The organism is Pricia mediterranea (assembly GCF_032248455.1).
GTDB classification, from domain to species: domain Bacteria; phylum Bacteroidota; class Bacteroidia; order Flavobacteriales; family Flavobacteriaceae; genus Pricia; species Pricia mediterranea.
In genome coordinates, this window is record NZ_JAVTTP010000001.1 from 4,058,490 (window position 1) to 4,075,574 (window position 17,085).

Below are 17,085 nucleotides of genomic sequence, written 5' to 3' on the forward strand. Positions count from 1 at the left end.
GACTTGGGAAAAAGGATAAAAGAATCAGAAAAAGCGGTCCGTTTTATAGAAAAGTGGATGGTCTACGTCTTAAATCATTCATTTAATGTCATGTTAGAAGATTAGGTAACTGGGCCGACAAGCAAATAATATAATTCGGGATGCTGCACACCGGTAAACCGATAACTCGGTAAGATTTCACTAATTTAGCGCCAATCGAAGTTAAGCGCAATAAGATATTCCCATTATATGATCACCGAAGCACAATTTCAAAAAGAAATCGATATCATCATAGCAAACGCCATTCGCGAAGACGTTGGCGACGGCGACCATAGCGCGTTGGCCTGTATCCCTAAAGAAGCCGAGGGCAAGGCCAAGTTACTGGTCAAGGAAGATGGCATTATCGGGGGCATCGATTTTGCTATGCAGGTCTTTGCCTATGTGGACGGTAATCTGGAACTTGAAGTCCTTATTCCCGATGGCGCTCCCGTAAAAAACGGTGATATCGCGTTCTATGTTTCGGGGAGCGCGCAGAGCATATTAAAGGCGGAACGTTTTGTACTGAACGCCATGCAGCGCATGAGCGCCATAGCCACCAAAACGCACGGATTTGTTGAGCTTCTCAAGGGCACGGGGACCCAGATTTTGGATACCCGGAAGACCACGCCCGGCATTCGCGCCTTGGAAAAATGGGCGGTGAAGATCGGAGGCGGGGAAAACCATCGTTTTGCCCTGTACGACATGATTATGTTGAAGGACAATCATATCGATTTCGCCGGCGGCATTAGCAAGGCCATCCAAAAAACGAAGGAGTATTTAATGGAGACCGGCCGCGACCTAAAAATAGTCGTCGAGGCCCGCAGTCTGAACGAAATCAGGGAAATTTTAGAGTCCGATGGCATTTATCGAATCCTAATTGACAACTTTAACTATGGGGATACCCGGAAAGCGGTAGCCTTGATCGGCGATACTTGCCTGACCGAATCCTCTGGGGGAATCGATGAAACGACGATCAGGAACTATGCGGAATGTGGAGTGGATTACATTTCCTCGGGGGCCCTGACCCATTCCGTTTACAATATGGACCTAAGCCTTAAAGCGGTATAAATGTCGCAGGAAGTAGAGAAAAAATTGGCCAAAATCCCCGTTGTCAATCGCTTGGTGCGGTTTCTTAAAGAGGTAAGGCTATCCGCGTTCGAAGGCCTTTCCCTTTACGACCTGTTAGAGATTTATGTTTTCGGCATCTTAAGGGGTGCCCTTTCGACCCGGGCCAGTTCAATAGCCTTCAGCCTGTTTCTCGCCCTTTTCCCATTGCTGATTTTTTTGTTGACCCTAGTGCCGTTCGTTATTCCTTATGTGAGCGTCGGAAACGAGGATTTTGATTTTCAGTTCCTCCTGTTTCTAGAATCCTTCCTCCCTTCCGCGACAAGTGATTATTTTCATGAAATCTACCAACAAATCAAGGATCAAAAACAGGGAGGCCTGTTGTCCTCTGCATTTTTTATATCCATCTTTCTGATGGCCAATGGGGTAAATGCTATTTTCGGGGGGTTTGAGAATTCGTACCACGTAGAACTTACCCGAAATTTTTTTAGGCAGTATCTCTATGCCCTCATGGTGGGGCTCATTCTATCGGTTTTGCTGATTGTAGGTGCCATTGTCTTTGTGTATTTCGAATTCTACATTTTGGATTATCTGAGTAACTGGTCATCAACGACCCGGGGCTTCGGTCTTTCGGAAAGTACTATTTTCTGGGCCAATTTAGGGAAGGTGCTATTTTTTGTTTTGCTTTCGTATTTCACCACTGCGATCCTTTACTATTTCGGGACCGCAGAGGGCAAACAGGCCCGTTTTTTTTCAGTGGGCGCACTGATGACCACTTTGTTGTTCATGCTTACCTCGTATCTTTTCGGGGTGTATGTAGAAAAATTCGCCCGCTACAACGAGCTCTACGGAGCTTTGGGCGGATTATTGATCTTGATGGTCTACATTTGGATAAATTCCAATATCTTGCTGCTCGGCTTTGAACTGAACGCCACTATGAATTCCCTAAGGAAAACCCATAAAAAAAAGGATGAAGAAGATTAAGCGGCTACCCCTTCTAATTTTGCTTTTGGCCATCCCCGCCCTAAAGGCGCAATCGGTGTTCGGAAAGTGGAAGACCATTGACGACCGCACCGGAAAACCCAAGGCCATTATCGATATCTATAAGGATCAAAAAGGATTGATGGACGGTAAGGTCATCGAGATCGTGGAGCGGGGAAAGGAAAACTTTATCTGTGAAAAGTGCGAGGGCAAGCGTAAGGACAAGCCGGTTTTGGGGATGACCATCATCGAAGACGCCGAACATAAAGGCGACGGCGTTTACAAAGGCGACACCCTCTTCGACCCCCAACAGGCTATGACCTTCCGCTGCAAGATCTGGCTCAATCCCGATAATCCCGATGAGCTGATGGTTCGTGGCTATTGGGCCTTTATCTACCGGACCCAAACTTGGCAACGGGTCGGAGAGTGAAACTTATTCCCTTCTACCATGTCCTATTTCATAAATGTTGTTCTTCCGGTTCCGCTGGAAAAATTGTTTACTTACAGGGTGTCCAAATCCGAAGCAGCCTTTCTGCGGCCCGGAATGCGCGTCGGAGTGCCTTTCGGGAAGTCCAAAATCTACACGGCCCTGGTGCATGAAGTACATTCACGGCCCCCTGAGGTGTACGAGGCCAAGGAAATCCATCGCATTTTAGACGAGCATCCTATTGTAAATGACGTCCAGCTCAGGCATTGGCAGTGGATCGCCGATTACTACATGTGCTCTTTGGGCGAGGTCTTCCGAGCGGCCGTTCCCGGTGCTTTTTTATTGGAGAGCGAGACCTTGATCTTGCGCAATCAGCAAATGACAGTAGATGAAACCGATTTGGAGGATGATGAATTTCTCGTGTACGAGGCTCTGCAGCATCAATCGACCTTAAAGGTACACGAGGTGAGTTCTATCGTCGATCGAAAGAATATTCTTCCCGTACTTAATCGGTTGCTTGAAAAAAATGTCATCCTATTAAAGGAAGAAATGTACGAGCAGTACAGGCCGAAATTGGTACGTTACGTCAAATTAGGGGCGGAATACCTATCTGAAGAAAGGCTGGAAATCCTCTTGGAAAACTTAAGCCGCGCCCCGAAACAGAGCCAAGTCGTGCTATCGCTTTTTCAGTTGCAGGCAGTCAATAAAAAGCCGATCAAGATCTCGGAACTTGTTGAAACCAGCGGGGGCTCAAAGGCCGTCATCAAGGCTTTGGTGGACAAGGAAATCCTGGAGGAGTACTTTATCCGGACCGATCGGGTAAACTACGAGGGCGAAGAAGAAAATTATGCTCTCAAAGCTTTGAACGCCTATCAAGAGGAAGCTTTGGCGGATATTACGAAAGGCTTTGGGGATAACAAAACGGTGCTGTTGCACGGCGTAACCTCCTCGGGTAAGACCGAGGTGTACGTCAAACTGATCGAGGATTGCATCCGTTCGGGCAAACAGGCCCTTTATCTTTTACCGGAAATCGCGTTGACTACCCAGTTGATTGCCCGCTTGCAAGATTACTTCGGGGAAAAAGTATCCATTTATCATTCCAAATACAACATACAGGAAAGGGTAGAGGTGTGGAACAATGTCTTGGCCAAAAAGCCCAAGGCACAAATCGTTATCGGGGCCCGTTCCGCCTTGTTTCTGCCGTATTCCGAATTGGGACTTATCGTTGTAGATGAAGAGCACGAAGGCTCTTTCAAGCAGTTCGATCCTGCGCCCCGATACCACGCCCGCGATGCCGCCATTGTATTGGCCAACCTGCACAGTAGTAATATTCTACTCGGTTCCGCCACCCCGAGTATCGAAAGTTATCACAATGCCCGAACGGGCAAATACGCTTACGCGGAGATCAGGCGGCGGTTCGGAAACGTGCTGATGCCAGAGATCGAACTTGTAGACCTTAAAGAGCATGCCCGAAAGAAGCGAATGAAGGGGCATTTCTCGGAACGCTTGCTCGAGGAAATCAAGGAATCCCTGGAGGGGGGCGAGCAGATCATTCTCTTTCAAAACCGTCGGGGATATGCGCCCATCGTGGAATGTACGACCTGCGGACATTCTCCACAATGCCCCAACTGCGATGTGAGCCTTACCTTTCATAAGTACAAAAAGCAGTTGCGCTGCCATTATTGTGGTTATCATATGGCCCTTCAGGAAAGCTGTCAGGCTTGCGGCAGTCCCACTTTAGATACCAAGGGCTTCGGTACCGAACAGGTCGAAAAGGAACTGGAGACCCTGTTGCCAGAGGCGAAGACTTGGCGAATGGATCTGGATACCACCCGCGGGAAACACGGCTATGAAAAAATCATTACCGCTTTCGAACAGCAGGAGATGGACATCCTGGTGGGCACCCAAATGCTTACCAAAGGCCTTGATTTTAGGAATGTTGGCCTCGTGGGTATCATGAATGCGGATTCCCTTTTGAATTTTCCCGACTATCGGGCGCACGAACGCTGCTTCCAACTATTGACCCAGGTAGCGGGTAGGGCAGGGCGAACCCAAAAACGGGGCAAGGTCATTATACAGAGTTACAATCCGTACCATCGGATCTTGACCCAAGTATCCAACAACGACTATGAAGGCATGTTCAAGGAGCAGTTGTACGAGCGGGAACAGTTTAAATATCCTCCCGAAATCCGAATCGTACGGATTACCTTTAAGCATAAGGAGTACAACCGCTTGAACGAGGCCGCCGAATGGTTTGCCAAGGCCTTGCGCGGTGCTTTGGGCAGTAATGTGCTCGGACCGGAATACCCGCCGGTCGCGCGTATCCGGAACCAGTATTTAAAAAACGTAATGGTCAAGATTCCCCAGAACGCATCATTGACCAAGACCAAAGAGATTACCAGGCGGATCGAAAAATCGTTTAATGCGATTTCTCAATACCGGAGTGTTCGGGTTATCTATAATGTAGATCATATTTAACGGAAAATTGATTCAATAGAACGTCAAGTTAAATCCACCGTCACATCGAGCGCATTCGAGATGCAAAATAAAACACCGCTGCCTCCAATTAAGGAAACAGCGGTGCTTTAAATTTTTAAGGTACAATGCTAAACGTTGCTCAAGGCTTCGGCCAATTCGGTCTTTTTGTTCCTGCTTAAGGGAATCGACCGTCCGCTTACCTCGACGTTCTTGCTGTTAAATTTTTCGATTTTCTCCAAATTCACGATATACGATTTGTGGATACGAAGAAATTTCTCTTCCGGCAGTTCTTTTTCGAACGATTTCATGGTGGACAAGATGACGATATTGGCCTCATCGGTCACCAATTTGATGTAATCGCCAAGGGCCTCGATCCACTTGATGTCATTGAGGATTACCTTGCGTTTTTTCAGGTTGCTTTTAACGAAAATGTGCTCTTCGTCTTCCAAGGTCTGATGCATTTGCTCATATTTCGAGATGGCTCTTTTGACCGAGGCATCGAAACGGGCCAAGGTAATCGGTTTGTGCAGGTAATCGGTCACATCGTAATCGAAGGCCTTTAGCGCATAATCGGGCTTTCCGGTAATCAGGATAACCTGTGGACTGTTCTCAAGGGATTCGAGTAGGTCGAACCCGTTGATGATAGGCATCTCCACATCGAGAAAAATCAAATCGATTTCATGGTTCTTGATGCCGTTCTTGGCCTCGATCGCGTTGCTGTATTCCGCAACCATAGTCAACTGCGGATGGCTGTTTACCAGCTTTACGACAGCCATTCGTTGCATGGACGAATCGTCTACGATAATACTTCTTAATTTCATAAATGGGGCGATTTGTGGGCTTTAACCATGGTCAAATTACTAAAAAAACACCTTCAACTACAAATAATATGTATGAATGGCAGTTTTTTTGATGTATTCGACGATGAACCCAGGTTAAGATTTGGGTATGTTTGGTTTTTTTTGGGTTATACCAATATAGAACGAAGAAATTATGATTTTCTTGTAATGTGTCTCAAATATTCTTACTTTTGCGCACTTAAAAAATATACATTTATGAACCATTACGAAACTGTTTTCATCTTGAATCCCGTGCTTTCTGAAGAACAGATAGCGGAAACAGTTAAGAAATTCGAGGATTTCTTAATTAAGAATGGCGCCAAAATGGTCTCCAAGGAAAATTGGGGACTTAAAAAATTGGCCTATGCCATCCAACACAAAAAGAGTGGGTTTTACCACTTGTTCGAATTTACTGCCCCCGGGGAGGTTGTTGCTCCTTACGAGCAAGAGCTGAAAAGGGAAGAGCGTGTGATGCGCTTTTTAACGGTCAAATTGGATAAGCACGCCATCGAGTGGGCAGAAAAAAGAAGAAGTAGGCTAAAAACCAAAGCGTAAAGACATGGCAACATTACAACAACAGGCAAAAGGGAAAAAGGACGGTGAAATCCGCTATTTGACCCCATTGAACATCGAGACCAATACCAAAAAGAAGTATTGTCGTTTTAAAAAATCCGGTATCAAGTATATCGATTATAAAGATCCCGATTTTTTGATGAAACTGGTCAACGAACAAGGTAAGATATTGCCTCGAAGACTTACAGGAACATCATTGAAATACCAACGCAAGGTGGCCCAGGCGATAAAGAGGTGCCGTCATGTGGCGCTAATGCCATACGTAGGGGATCTACTAAAATAATACAAGCAAAGATGGAACTTATACTAAAACAAGACGTAGAGCATTTGGGCTTCAAGGATGATCTCGTAGACGTAAAGAACGGGTACGGTAGAAATTACTTGATTCCCAGAGGCATGGCAACAATGGCAACACCTTCTGCCAAAAAGGTTTTGGAAGAGAACTTGCGCCAGAGGGCCCATAAGGAAAAAACGGCTGTCGACTCGGCCAAAAGAACGGCGGAAGCCCTGAAGACATTGGATATTAAGATACCGGCCAAGGTAGGAGCCGCCGACAAATTGTTCGGTTCGGTCACCGCTGCGGATCTTTCGAACGTGCTGGCCAAGGACGGTCATGAAATCGATAAAAAATTCATCGCTATCAAGGGAGGCGCAATTAAAAGAGCCGGACCCTACACAGCGGATATACGGCTACACAGAGAGGTTGTGATGGAATTCGATTTTGAAGTGGTCTCCGATCAGCAGTAACCAATAGTATTCACAAATTATCTAAGCCTTCCCGTACATATACAGGAGGGCTTTTTTATGAATAGCGATGTAATGAAATATAGAAGACTGACCCAACAACAATTGGAGGAGCTGAAACCGGAATTCGTTAATTTTCTGGCTACCCAGTCCATCACGGGTGAGGAATGGAAACAAATCAAAGCCGACAAGCCCAAGGTCGCCGAGGAAGAACTCGATGTCTTTAGCGACTTGGTCTGGGAGGGCGTATTGTCAAAGGTCGATTATCTGGAAAACATATCGCCACAACATATGCATTTATTCTATTGTGCGGAAAAGGAGATGAAACTGCTTTCGGTCAAGTTAATGAATCCCGATATCGACCTGACCACCAAAATAGGCTTCGATTGGTTCAAGAAGAACTGGCAATCCGATTTTGTGGAATACCTGACCGCTTCAAAAGCGTATACGGAAGATCCCGGTTTAGACAAGTTCAAGTTGATAGAGCAGGGGGCGGTTATCACAAAAGGGGAGCTGTACCAATGGTTCGAAAAGGTAATCGGTCCGTCCGCCCAGTAGCCCTACCCGCCCCAAACCACTATATTTGTTGCTTTAAATACTAATTCATGGCAAAAAAACCGAGTATTCCCAAAGGCACCCGGGATTTTACTCCCACAGAGGTCGCAAAACGCAATTATATTGTGGATATTGTGAAAAAGCATTTCGAGATTTTTGGTTTTCAGCCTATTGAAACCCCTTCTTTCGAAAACTCTGACACCCTCATGGGGAAGTACGGCGACGAGGGCGATCGGTTGATATTTAAGATTTTGAACTCGGGGGATTTTCTGCGGAAAGTGGATGAAGCCACTTATGCTAGGAGGGATACCAGCGCTCTAACTACAAAAATATCCGAAAAAGCACTTCGTTACGACCTGACCGTACCCTTCGCCCGTTACGTTGTCATGAATCAAAACGACATTGATTTTCCTTTCAAACGCTATCAGATACAACCGGTATGGCGGGCCGATCGACCGCAAAAGGGACGCTTTCGGGAATTTTACCAGTGCGATGCCGACGTGGTCGGGGCGGACTCCCTGCTGCAGGAGGTTGAGTTCGTACAACTATACGATGCGGTCTTTTCGGACCTAGGTCTTGATGGGGTCAACATCAAAATCAACAATCGTAAAATTTTGGCGGGTATCGCCGAAGCCATCGGAGCAAAAGACCTACTGGTCGATTTTACCGTGGCATTGGACAAGTTGGATAAAATAGGGGCCGATGGCGTAAAAAAGGAGATGTCCGATAAAGGTATTTCCGAGGAGTCCATCGCGAAAGTGGAACCCCTGTTTTCATTGACCGGAAGTAATTCGGAGCAGCTGTCCGTCTTAAAAAATCTTTTGTCCAACTCCGTAGATGGTAGCAAGGGTGTTGAAGAGCTAACCTATATCTTCGAAACCGTCGAGGCCTTGGGCCTTAAGTCCGCAGAACTTTCCATAGACGTGACCTTGGCTCGGGGGCTGAATTACTATACGGGCGCCATTTTGGAGGTCGAGGCCCCGTCAGGGGTGGATATGGGGTCCATCGGGGGCGGGGGACGCTACGATGACCTCACGGGAATCTTTGGATTGCCGGATGTCAGCGGGGTGGGAATCTCGTTCGGGTTGGATCGTATTTATTTGGTGTTGGAGGAATTGGGACGCTTCCCTGAAACTTTGGAGCAAAGTTTGGAGATTCTCTGCCTGAATTTTGGGGACAAGGAGGCGATGGCTGCCTTAAGACTGGTAAGCCAGCTTAGGGAAGCAGGATTCAAAGCTGATCTCTATCCCTCGGATGCCAAAATTCAAAAACAGTTCAAATACGCCAATAAACGGAACGTGCCCTACGTGATACTGATCGGTGAAAAAGAATTGGCGGAAGAATCGTTCGTGGTCAAGGATATGGAGAGCGGAAGTCAAGATACCTACGCCCTGAAAAATTGGGACGATTTTATGCAACATCTTAAACAGAAGTAGGTCGGTCTCCATTCCCCATCAAACCGATGCACCCGGTTCAGGTGCCAAATATTACGATTGCAATAAAGCTATGACTCAAGCATCATGGGCTTCAGTCGATCCTTCTATTCGTCCCTTAATTGCCTTTACAACGCTTTGGTAGTATTCCGCGCCGTGAGGCACATATTTCCCCGGATTGGCCAAACCCCAGGTTTCTTCGGCGAAACGGAGAAGGGGCATCAAGGTCAGGGCGTTGACCTCGCTTTCCTGTTTGGTGAGCGTTTGCAACCCAACTTTTAATCCGGACAGGAAGACATGGTGAAATTCACGGTCTATTATATCCTCCGGATGTTTGTGAGTCGCTCTAAAAACCGCGATTTTCTGCAAGTCATCCTTGAGAATATCGAGTCCAATTTCCTCGCGGACCTCCCTAATAGCTGCTTCTTTGATAGGTTCCCCGGCATTGACATGTCCCGCTACGGAAACATCCCATAGCAGAGGAAAGGTGCTTTTGTTCTTGGCTCGTTGTTGGAGCAGAACTTTTCCATCCGAAGTAAAAAACCATACATGTACCGTAGGATGGGGCCATCCGTTTTTATGCGCCTCCGATTTAAGGGCGGTTTTACCGGTAAGGTTTCCTTGGGAATCGAGAATGTCCACTAATTCGTCCATGAAGTATAAAAAAGGCCTGGGCCGAGACCTCGACCTGTTATATGATTAAATAGGTTCTACCCTGAATTTTTGGGTGCCCTTAAGTATCGATGAGCATTTGAAAGCCATCATTGATGGAATAAGGACGAAAAGAGCAAGGAAGAAGGACGAACATTGTTCGAACCATCCAAAAAAATGAAGCCAATGCCTAAAACATCCTTGTAACTTTGGTAGTCCTTGTTCTTTATTCCTTTCGTATTACGGTCAAATTGAATATCATCTGTTTTGTCTCACAGAAATTAGGGTAGAGCCATTAAAATAAATACCCCATTTCTCTCAATCAAAATAGCTAAAAGTCTCCCCGTCCTTAATGTTCAGCAACGTTTCGTAAATCAACCGGATGACGTTCTCCATATCATCGCGATGTATCATCTCGACGGTGGTGTGCATATAACGCAATGGCAAAGAAATCAGGGCGGATGCTACCCCGCCGTTGCTGTAGGCAAAGGCATCGGTGTCCGTTCCGGTGGCCCGGGAGGCCGCCATGCGTTGAAAAGGGATATCTTGTTTTTCGGCCGTATCCAAAATCCGCTCGCGCAGTTTGTTCTGAACCGCAGGGGCGTAGGAGATGACGGGGCCCTTCCCGATCTCGGTATGGCCCTGGGTCTTCTTTTCGATCATTGGGGTAGTGGTATCATGGCAGACATCGGTGATAATGGCCACGTTGGGCTTGATACGCTGGGTAATCATCTCCGCGCCGCGCAGTCCGATTTCCTCTTGAACGGAATTGGTGATGTAGAGACCGAACGGGAGTTCCTTGTTGTTTTCGTGCAGTAAGCGCGCTACCTCGGCGACCATGAACCCTCCGGCGCGGTTGTCAATGGCCCTACAGACGAATTTATCCTCGTTCAAAATTTGGAACTCATCGGGATAGGTGATGACGCATCCGACGTGTACGCCCAGCTTTTCGACCGCCTCCTTGTCCTTTGCCCCGATATCTATAAAGATATTGTCCAATTTGGGCGGTTTCTCATCCGATTTATCACGGGTATGAATGGCCGGCCATCCGAAGACCCCTTTTACCATACCTTTTTTGGTATGGATGTTCACCCATTTTGAAGGAGCGATCTGATGGTCGCTGCCTCCGTTTCGAATGACGTAGATCAATCCATTATCGGTGATATAGTTGACATACCACGAAATCTCATCCGAATGCCCCTCGATGACCACCTTAAACTCCGCATCGGGATTGATGACACCGACGGCAGTGCCGTAGGTATCCGTGATAAACGTGTCCACATAGGGTTTGAGGTATTTCATCCATAACTTCTGTCCTTCCGACTCATATCCGGTCGGAGAGGCATTGTTCAGGTAATTTTCTAAAAATTGCAGGGATTTGTCGTTTAAAATATCTTTTTTGGCCATGTGGAATTTTTGTTTGAAGACAAACTTAGAATATGTATGGGATGATGCAAAATGTTAAAGCCAATATTCACTATAAATTAAGAGGAATCCGATAATAAGGGCATTTTATATTCGTTAATTTTGGCAGGACTTTTGCTCAAATACGTCCGATGAAAACTAGTCGTTTAATTTTACTTTTTTTGTTCTTCGGGGTTGTTGGTTACACCCAGGTCAGGGAACAGCCGATGGACTCCGTGACCGAGAAGATGATCATTGTCGAGGGGGATTCCATTTTTAGGAGTTCCATCGATCTAGACGAGGTCTATCTGTTCGGGAACCTCAAATTCGATTCCTACAAGGATAAGCTACGGTATTATATTCTCCGCCGAAAGACCCTGAAGGTATATCCGTATGCCAAAATGGCCGCGGAACGGCTGGTCGAATTGAACGATAGCATCTCGAAAATCAAAAAAAGAAGACATCAGAGACGCTATACCCGTAAAGTTCAAAAGTTTATTGAGAACGAGTTTTCGGCCGAACTCAAGAAATTGACGCGCACCGAGGGCCAGATTTTGGTTAAATTGATCCACCGGCAGACCGGCACCACCGCTTTCGACTTGGTCAAGGAACTGCGGACCGGCTGGCGTGCTTTTTGGTATAATACCACGGCCAGTTTATTCAGCATCAGTCTTAAAGAAGAATTTCACCCCGACCGTATTCACGAAGACTATCAAATCGAGGATATTCTGCAGCGTGCCTTTGCCTCTTATCGACTGGAACGCCAGGAATCGGTTTTGGACTACGATTACGCCCAGCTCACCGATAAGTGGGGGCCTGCAAGCGCCAAGCAGTAGGGGAGGGGTTGGCCATTGACGCGGTCACAGCGATTCAAGGCACTTGCTGACAATCGTCCGATATCTAGCTTACGAAGGTCTAACTACCAATCTGATGACCCACATCTCTCGACTACCATCCTACAATCACGCTACAAACAACATCTATCTTATTCAGCTCTATCGACCAACGACTAACGTCCAACGACCAAAACACACTGCAAATCAACTACCTCAAACGTAGAATGTCTATCATCAATTGTAACCACTAGCGACCACCTCATCACTAAAATCAATCTTCCATAACCAACCTCTACCTCATCCCTCCGAAACTACTAACGACCAGACCATCGTCTAACGACAAATGACCGTCGTCTAACGACTATCCTCCTTCTTTCTGAATAATGCATCCAGAAAAACCTTGATGCTATAAAACCCCATTGCGATTGCCGCAATACCCAGTATCAGACCGATGATCAGTACCGGCCAGTACCAGGAATGTTCTTGATTTTTGAAGGCTTGGTAGATGACGACAGGGGCCGTGAACATCAGGGCAATGGTATATGCGAGATATTTGATTCCTTTTACGAGAAGTGCCTTGTCCGTATGCATTGATTATATTTAAGCAAAATTTTATTCGAACCATGAGATTTTTACTGATCCCGGATAAATTTAAGGGTTCTTTGGATGCCAAGGAAGTAATCCAGGCTATTTCCAGAGGAATCCTACGGATCTACCCCAAAGCCAAGATTCATTCCGTTTTAGCCTCCGACGGGGGGGATGGTTTTCTGAACGCGGTGTCCGGAAATTTGAACGTTCGGGAAATCGCGATAGACACGGTCGACCCTTTACAGCGTAAAAGACAAGCGGTCTATCTCTTTGATAGCGCCAACAATACAGCCTACATCGAACTGGCGAAAGCCTCTGGCCTCGAGCTGTTGACGAAAGATGAGCGTGACGTGATGCGGACCTCTACGTACGGAACCGGCCTTCAAATACGCCATGCTATCGAACAAGGTGCGACCGAAATCTACCTGGGACTGGGAGGAAGTGCCACTAACGATGGGGGAATAGGAATTGCCACAGCATTGGGATATCGTTTTTTGGATGCTTCGGGCAAGGAACTGAAGCCGATGGGAGGTAACCTCCTTAAAATAGCAACAATCGAAAAAAGGAGCGGGGCCATGGATGTATCCGGAGTGAACTTTTATGCAGTAAACGACGTCGACAATCCCCTTTACGGAAGACAGGGTGCGGCTTACGTCTATGCACAACAAAAAGGGGCGACCGACGAGAGCACCCGAATATTGGATGAGGGCTTGCGAAATCTGGCCCGCGTTGTTGCCGAAGTGTTGAACAAGGAGGCGGCAGACTTACCGGGTGCCGGTGCCGCCGGGGGTACCGCTTACGGCCTAAACGTTTTTCTTGACGCCAAATTCATTTCAGGGATCGATTTTTTGCTTGAACTGGCCCACGTGCACCAATTGTTAAAGGCTTGCCCGTTTGACTATATTATCACAGGGGAAGGGAAAATTGATAAGCAGACGTTGCACGGCAAACTGATCCAGGGGGTTGTTGATATTGGAGAGCAATACAAAATTCCGGTGATAGCTGTCTGCGGCCAGTCAGATATCGAAGCTAACGGGCCGAAATCCATTAGTGTGAAGCGTATTTTGGAAATAACGGATACCTCAAAACCATTGCAGTACAGCATGGATAACGCCGCACAGCTTGTTGAGGACAGTATCGCGACATACTTCGAAAATAGTAAAGGACAAGAAGGGAATCAGAACGATCCGTAAACATCGGCGAAAGCATCGACGATAAGACCATTATCGGTAATGATACATTTATTGAGCCGATTGATAACCAGTGATTTGGTGAGTGTTCCGAAGTCAGTAGCACGGTATTGCATTTCTTGATCCAGGTCAGTGGTCTCCAAGAGGCCTTTCCAAACAGATTCAGGAGTTCTTATATTAATGCCGACGAATCGATAATCGGGGTTTTTATCGACGAGCAGGGAAATTCTTTGATTCATATAATCGAAGTGGCTACGGTTCGTGCCCGACCAAAAATAGAAAACGGTTTTATTGTTCCCGGCTATTTCCGGCAACGAGATTATATTTCCGTCCCTATCGGAAACCGTCACATCCGGTATTTTTTTATCAGGTTGAATGTTATTGATGCCCTGGTAGAGCACATCGATTTCTTGCATGTGCCGGTTATTGTCGGAGAGTTGGTGCAAACGTTCGATAAACTTTGAATTGTTTTCCCCTACATCATTGGTGCTTAATAAGTAATTGAAGGCAACATGCCTGAACAGATTGTCCTTCAGTTCCTTTTCCTTGACCAAGCTGTCGATCAATTGTAGTTTATGTACGTTGAAATGCAAGGGGTTGCGTGCCGTACCTTCTTTAAGGGCGCAATCATGGGTGCAGGTCATGTACGACAGGTTGCCCATATGGTTGTTCATAAAATTATAGTAGGGACGAAGGTACGTAAGGTCCGAATCGTCAAAGGTCAGATTTGCCCGATAATCATAAAAACTCTCGGGCAGGTCGTCGATGACGTTTTCCCCTGTATATTTTTTATGTTTAAAGGGATATTTTTCTTTATAGGTGTTATAGGTATAGACTACACTGGCCTTAGCGATTTTTTCTTTTTTCTCCGACAGATCGATCCCATCTTTAAGGGCTGCAAGAGCATCGAGCCGCGTTTGTTTTAGAGAATCGATTTTATGGACGAAATCCTCCGTTTCTAATTTATAATAGGAACGTACTATCTCGGCTTCCTCCTCGTTCGCCAAAAAAAGTTCTAAAAGAAAGTTATTGATTTCTTCCCCTCTTCCCCAATATACGAGGGACTCGTCAAAATAAAGGGTATTGAGCCGCATCATCAGGCTATCGCCTTTCTCGAAGTACACATACTGCAGTTCGGGCTCATGATTAAAATGATATAGTCCCTCGACGACCGAGTCGATGGTGATGGCGAACCTATTCTGCTTGTCCAACTTTGCTGAATCGAGCGCAACATCTCCCTTGTAGAGTACCACGTATTCGCTAGTGGGATTAACGATTTCCCCGGCAAAAAATGCATTGGGGGATATTTTTTCTCCTTTCCCGCATCCTACCAGCACGCCCAGAAAAAAAATAAAAAACGTTTTGTTCATAAGGTTGTATGTACTTGCTTTTGCCGCAAGTTCAACTCAAAATTACGTAACCCTACTGCCTTGCGCTGTTAATAGCGAGTTAAAAATAAGTTGGAACGGGCTAATGAAATCAACGATAGGTTCAATATCCGTTCATTGGGTTATGCGGTTAAAATTCCGTATTTTTGCACGAATTTTTAAAAGCTAAACTATGTTGTCGGTATCAAATTTATCCGTTCAATTCGGAAAAAGGGTTTTGTTCGACGAAGTGAACGTGACCTTTACGCAGGGAAACTGTTATGGCGTCATCGGCGCCAATGGGGCAGGGAAGTCCACTTTTCTTAAAATCCTTTCCGGACAGGTAGATCCGACTTCGGGCCGGGTAAGCCTCGAACCGGGCAAAAGGATGTCCATTTTAGAGCAGGACCATAATGCCTATGATACTTCAACGGTTTTGGAAACGGTCGTAATGGGCAACAAGCCTTTATTTGATATCAAGCAGCAAATCGATGCCCTGTACGCCGATTATACAGATGAAAATGCCGATAAGATCGGAGAATTGCAGGTAGAGTTCGAGGAGATGAACGGATGGAATGCCGACAGTGATGCGGCAGCTTTGCTATCCAACTTAGGCATTTCCGAAGAGTTGCATTATATGACCATGGCTGAAATGGATTCCAAATTGAAGGTACGCGTACTATTGGCCCAAGCGCTCTTTGGAAACCCCGATGTACTAATTATGGACGAACCTACCAACGACCTGGATTATGAGACGATCCATTGGTTGGAGAATTTTCTGGCCAATTATGAAAATACCGTCATCGTTGTTTCCCACGACCGCCATTTTTTGGATACGGTCTGTACCAGTATTGCCGACATCGATTTTGGGAAGATGAACCTTTATTCGGGCAATTATACATTTTGGTACGAAAGCAGTCAGTTGGCAGCACGTCAGCGTGCGCAGCAGAACAAAAAGGCAGAGGAAAAAGCCAAGGAGCTGCAAGAGTTCATCGCTCGATTTAGCGCCAATGTGGCAAAGAGCAAACAGGCCACCTCGCGCAAGAAAATGTTATCGAAATTAAAGGTGGAGGATATCAAACCTTCAAGCCGAAGATACCCCGCCATCATTTTTGATCGTGAGCGGGAAGCGGGCGATCAGATATTGAACGTCGATAAGTTGTCCGCCTCAACGGAAGATGGCGAGCCTCTTTTTGAAAATGTGAACATCAATCTGGCCAAGGGGGACAAGGTGGCTATTATTTCGAAGGATTCCCGGGCGACGACCGCCTTTTATGAAATCCTCAACGGCAATAAAAAAGCCGATTCCGGTTCTTTTCAGTGGGGTATAACCACCAACCAGTCTTATCTTCCGGCCGACAACTCGGATTTTTTCCAAGAAAATATAAATTTGGTAGATTGGCTCCGCCAATGGGCCAAGACCGAGGAGGAAAGGGAAGAGGTGTACATCCGCGGATTTTTAGGGAAAATGCTGTTTAGTGGCGAAGAAGCCCTAAAAAAATGTACGGTGCTGTCCGGGGGAGAAAAAGTACGATGTATGCTGAGCCGAATGATGATGTTACGTGCCAATGTATTAATGCTCGACGAACCTACGAACCACTTGGACTTGGAGAGTATTACCGCATTCAATAATTCTTTGAAGAATTTTAAGGGCACCGTAATGTTCACCACACATGACCACGAATTTGCGCAAACCGTCGCCAATCGAATCATCGAATTGACGCCTAAGGGCAACATTGACAGATATTTGACGTTTGAAGAGTATATGTCTGACAAGGCATTGCGGGAGCAACGGGACAAAATGTACGCTGTACCTGCTTAGTAGAGACGTATCTCGACTTTTTATTTTACCTACAAGTGGGTTGCCCAATCCATTTCTGGCCTCAAGGTTTTGTTACTCTTACGGTAGCTGATTTCTATATATTGAGGTGATAGT

Annotated in this window: 17 protein-coding genes; 12 read left to right on the top strand and 5 right to left on the bottom strand. The window is 46.2% G+C overall.

What is annotated here, in order from left to right; all coding sequences use genetic code 11:
• Positions 1–228 precede the first annotated feature (228 nt).
• The 4 genes from nadC to priA are packed head-to-tail and all read left to right on the top strand — an operon-like array spanning position 229 to position 4,969.
• Positions 229–1,086, top strand: a complete 858-nt coding sequence (gene nadC, locus RQM65_RS16670; protein WP_314016551.1) for a carboxylating nicotinate-nucleotide diphosphorylase — start codon at positions 229–231, stop codon at positions 1,084–1,086.
• Positions 1,087–2,067 (top strand): YihY/virulence factor BrkB family protein, encoded by a 981-nt coding sequence (locus tag RQM65_RS16675; protein WP_314016552.1) that lies wholly within the window; start codon positions 1,087–1,089, stop codon positions 2,065–2,067.
• A complete protein-coding gene (locus RQM65_RS16680; protein ID WP_314016553.1) occupies positions 2,054–2,494 on the top strand; it encodes a DUF2147 domain-containing protein in 441 nt (146 codons plus the stop codon). The genes RQM65_RS16675 and RQM65_RS16680 overlap by 14 nt, the downstream gene beginning before the upstream one ends.
• Positions 2,495–2,512: 18 nt before the next feature.
• Positions 2,513–4,969, top strand: coding sequence for a replication restart helicase PriA (gene priA, locus RQM65_RS16685; protein ID WP_314016554.1), 2,457 nt, complete (start codon positions 2,513–2,515; stop codon positions 4,967–4,969).
• Between the two features lie 128 nt (positions 4,970–5,097).
• Here the strand turns inward: priA and RQM65_RS16690 are convergent, their stop codons facing one another.
• Positions 5,098–5,790 carry a LytR/AlgR family response regulator transcription factor gene (locus RQM65_RS16690; RefSeq protein ID WP_314016555.1) on the bottom strand — a complete coding sequence of 231 codons (693 nt, stop codon included), beginning with the start codon at positions 5,788–5,790 and terminating at the stop codon, positions 5,098–5,100.
• A gap of 234 nt (positions 5,791–6,024) precedes the next feature.
• Here RQM65_RS16690 and rpsF point away from each other — a divergent pair, with 234 nt between their 5' ends.
• The 5 genes from rpsF (at position 6,025) to hisS (ending at position 9,116) form a co-directional block, all read left to right on the top strand.
• Positions 6,025–6,363, top strand: a complete 339-nt coding sequence (rpsF, locus tag RQM65_RS16695) for a 30S ribosomal protein S6 (RefSeq protein WP_314016556.1) — start codon at positions 6,025–6,027, stop codon at positions 6,361–6,363.
• A 4-nt stretch (positions 6,364–6,367) separates the two neighbouring features.
• Positions 6,368–6,664, top strand: coding sequence for a 30S ribosomal protein S18 (rpsR, locus tag RQM65_RS16700; RefSeq protein ID WP_314016557.1), 297 nt, complete (start codon positions 6,368–6,370; stop codon positions 6,662–6,664).
• An 11-nt stretch (positions 6,665–6,675) separates the two neighbouring features.
• Positions 6,676–7,128: a 50S ribosomal protein L9 gene (gene rplI / locus RQM65_RS16705; protein WP_314016558.1), complete on the top strand. Its 453-nt coding sequence runs from the start codon at positions 6,676–6,678 to the stop codon at positions 7,126–7,128.
• Positions 7,129–7,200: 72 nt separating this feature from the next.
• The gene (locus RQM65_RS16710) at positions 7,201–7,683 is read left to right on the top strand and encodes a DUF6495 family protein (protein ID WP_314016559.1); all 483 of its coding nucleotides are present in this window, start codon (positions 7,201–7,203) and stop codon (positions 7,681–7,683) included.
• A 47-nt stretch (positions 7,684–7,730) separates the two neighbouring features.
• Positions 7,731–9,116 (top strand): histidine--tRNA ligase, encoded by a 1,386-nt coding sequence (hisS, locus tag RQM65_RS16715; protein WP_314016560.1) that lies wholly within the window; start codon positions 7,731–7,733, stop codon positions 9,114–9,116.
• A gap of 75 nt (positions 9,117–9,191) precedes the next feature.
• Here hisS and RQM65_RS16720 read toward each other — a convergent pair whose 3' ends face one another.
• Positions 9,192–9,767 (bottom strand): NUDIX hydrolase, encoded by a 576-nt coding sequence (locus RQM65_RS16720; RefSeq protein ID WP_314016561.1) that lies wholly within the window; start codon positions 9,765–9,767, stop codon positions 9,192–9,194.
• A 315-nt stretch (positions 9,768–10,082) separates the two neighbouring features.
• Entirely contained in the window at positions 10,083–11,171 is a 1,089-nt protein-coding gene (locus RQM65_RS16725; RefSeq protein ID WP_314016562.1) for a M42 family metallopeptidase, read from the bottom strand.
• Positions 11,172–11,320: 149 nt separating this feature from the next.
• Between RQM65_RS16725 and RQM65_RS16730 the strand changes: the two genes are divergently transcribed.
• Positions 11,321–12,004 carry a DUF4294 domain-containing protein gene (locus RQM65_RS16730; RefSeq protein ID WP_314016563.1) on the top strand — a complete coding sequence of 228 codons (684 nt, stop codon included), beginning with the start codon at positions 11,321–11,323 and terminating at the stop codon, positions 12,002–12,004.
• Between the two features lie 354 nt (positions 12,005–12,358).
• Here the strand turns inward: RQM65_RS16730 and RQM65_RS16735 are convergent, their stop codons facing one another.
• The gene (locus RQM65_RS16735; RefSeq protein WP_314016564.1) at positions 12,359–12,595 is read right to left on the bottom strand and encodes a DUF6095 family protein; all 237 of its coding nucleotides are present in this window, start codon (positions 12,593–12,595) and stop codon (positions 12,359–12,361) included.
• Between the two features lie 32 nt (positions 12,596–12,627).
• Between RQM65_RS16735 and RQM65_RS16740 the strand changes: the two genes are divergently transcribed.
• Positions 12,628–13,785, top strand: coding sequence for a glycerate kinase (locus RQM65_RS16740; protein ID WP_314016565.1), 1,158 nt, complete (start codon positions 12,628–12,630; stop codon positions 13,783–13,785).
• Here RQM65_RS16740 and RQM65_RS16745 read toward each other — a convergent pair.
• Complete coding sequence (locus RQM65_RS16745) at positions 13,770–15,152, bottom strand: TlpA family protein disulfide reductase (protein ID WP_314016566.1); 1,383 nt, start codon at positions 15,150–15,152, stop codon at positions 13,770–13,772. The two genes, RQM65_RS16740 and RQM65_RS16745, sit on opposite strands and share 16 nt — an antisense overlap.
• Positions 15,153–15,342: 190 nt before the next feature.
• Between RQM65_RS16745 and RQM65_RS16750 the strand changes: the two genes are divergently transcribed.
• A complete protein-coding gene (locus RQM65_RS16750; RefSeq protein WP_314016567.1) occupies positions 15,343–16,971 on the top strand; it encodes an ABC-F family ATP-binding cassette domain-containing protein in 1,629 nt (542 codons plus the stop codon).
• Positions 16,972–17,085: the final 114 nt, after the last annotated feature.

What these genes read in the sequence shown, in the direction of transcription:
- nadC (WP_314016551.1), top strand. Translation starts at nt 229, where the DNA reads ATGATCACCGAAGCACAATTTCAAAAAGAAATCGATATCATCATAGCA.
- RQM65_RS16675 (WP_314016552.1), top strand. Translation starts at nt 1,087, where the DNA reads ATGTCGCAGGAAGTAGAGAAAAAATTGGCCAAAATCCCCGTTGTCAAT.
- RQM65_RS16680 (WP_314016553.1), top strand. Translation starts at nt 2,054, where the DNA reads ATGAAGAAGATTAAGCGGCTACCCCTTCTAATTTTGCTTTTGGCCATC.
- priA (WP_314016554.1), top strand. Translation starts at nt 2,513, where the DNA reads ATGTCCTATTTCATAAATGTTGTTCTTCCGGTTCCGCTGGAAAAATTG.
- RQM65_RS16690 (WP_314016555.1), bottom strand. Translation starts at nt 5,790, where the DNA reads ATGAAATTAAGAAGTATTATCGTAGACGATTCGTCCATGCAACGAATG.
- rpsF (WP_314016556.1), top strand. Translation starts at nt 6,025, where the DNA reads ATGAACCATTACGAAACTGTTTTCATCTTGAATCCCGTGCTTTCTGAA.
- rpsR (WP_314016557.1), top strand. Translation starts at nt 6,368, where the DNA reads ATGGCAACATTACAACAACAGGCAAAAGGGAAAAAGGACGGTGAAATC.
- rplI (WP_314016558.1), top strand. Translation starts at nt 6,676, where the DNA reads ATGGAACTTATACTAAAACAAGACGTAGAGCATTTGGGCTTCAAGGAT.
- RQM65_RS16710 (WP_314016559.1), top strand. Translation starts at nt 7,201, where the DNA reads ATGAAATATAGAAGACTGACCCAACAACAATTGGAGGAGCTGAAACCG.
- hisS (WP_314016560.1), top strand. Translation starts at nt 7,731, where the DNA reads ATGGCAAAAAAACCGAGTATTCCCAAAGGCACCCGGGATTTTACTCCC.
- RQM65_RS16720 (WP_314016561.1), bottom strand. Translation starts at nt 9,767, where the DNA reads ATGGACGAATTAGTGGACATTCTCGATTCCCAAGGAAACCTTACCGGT.
- RQM65_RS16725 (WP_314016562.1), bottom strand. Translation starts at nt 11,171, where the DNA reads ATGGCCAAAAAAGATATTTTAAACGACAAATCCCTGCAATTTTTAGAA.
- RQM65_RS16730 (WP_314016563.1), top strand. Translation starts at nt 11,321, where the DNA reads ATGAAAACTAGTCGTTTAATTTTACTTTTTTTGTTCTTCGGGGTTGTT.
- RQM65_RS16735 (WP_314016564.1), bottom strand. Translation starts at nt 12,595, where the DNA reads ATGCATACGGACAAGGCACTTCTCGTAAAAGGAATCAAATATCTCGCA.
- RQM65_RS16740 (WP_314016565.1), top strand. Translation starts at nt 12,628, where the DNA reads ATGAGATTTTTACTGATCCCGGATAAATTTAAGGGTTCTTTGGATGCC.
- RQM65_RS16745 (WP_314016566.1), bottom strand. Translation starts at nt 15,152, where the DNA reads ATGAACAAAACGTTTTTTATTTTTTTTCTGGGCGTGCTGGTAGGATGC.
- RQM65_RS16750 (WP_314016567.1), top strand. Translation starts at nt 15,343, where the DNA reads ATGTTGTCGGTATCAAATTTATCCGTTCAATTCGGAAAAAGGGTTTTG.